We start from the raw sequence: 763 nt of genomic DNA, 5'->3' as shown, positions 1-763 counted from the left end.
TTGGATAGGTGGTTGCTTGCTGTTTCACACTAACCACACAGCTATCATCTCTACCAGTGACAAAAGGTCAACATTGAATTTGTAATCATCTTCATAATTATTATTTTTACAAACGCTATTCTGTCCTAACAAACGGTAAATCCCTCTTTTTTTACATGTATGTTAACCCCAGAAATTACTTCTTTTCCTTGAATAACATTGGGGTGCCACCGTAATTCCAAAAACCCAAAAAATTATTTTTTAGAGTAAGTTGGGGGTTTTTGAACCAGAAAGGTATATGTTTAACTATAAAAAATATGACAAAATTTATCCGTTCTTCCTTTTTGCCTACTTGCTAAATTCAGCAAGTAAAATATTTTTAAAGTTAGCTTTACCCATACTGTTCAAATTGACGGCCAACGTATGCTTGCCTCCAAGTGTACCCCCAACAAGAGTAACAAACCCTGGAATGCTACCTGTGTGTCCCCATATCGAGACACCGTTTGGAAGCTTAGTTTCATAGATTCCAAGACCATATCCGCTGATTTCAGCACTTCCTGTAGGAACTGTAGTAAGCATTTGTTTTAATTGCTGTTCCTTCAGTAATTTGCCACTGAGTAAGTAAGAGAAGAATTTGTTTAAGTCGTCAGCAGTAGAGATCATATCTCCAGCCGAGCTAGCTATACTTGGGTTATAATAAGTAACGTCTTTTAGCTCACTTGCTCCGTCTGGTTGGACATATCCACGGGCATGGTTGGTGCCTGGAATAACGCTTGAATTGCCC

Annotated in this window: 1 protein-coding gene; it reads right to left on the bottom strand. The window is 38.3% G+C overall.

What is annotated here, in order from left to right; all coding sequences use genetic code 11:
- Positions 1 to 327 precede the first annotated feature (327 nt).
- Positions 328 to 763 (bottom strand): serine hydrolase (locus BPMYX0001_RS28160; RefSeq protein WP_033799522.1); only part of this gene is annotated, 436 nt, incomplete at its 5' end.

The sequence above is a fragment of the Bacillus pseudomycoides DSM 12442 genome (genome assembly GCF_000161455.1).
GTDB lineage: Bacteria > Bacillota > Bacilli > Bacillales > Bacillaceae_G > Bacillus_A > Bacillus_A pseudomycoides.
Note: the sequence above shows the minus strand (reverse complement) of the source record. Positions and strands in the feature narration are given on the sequence as shown.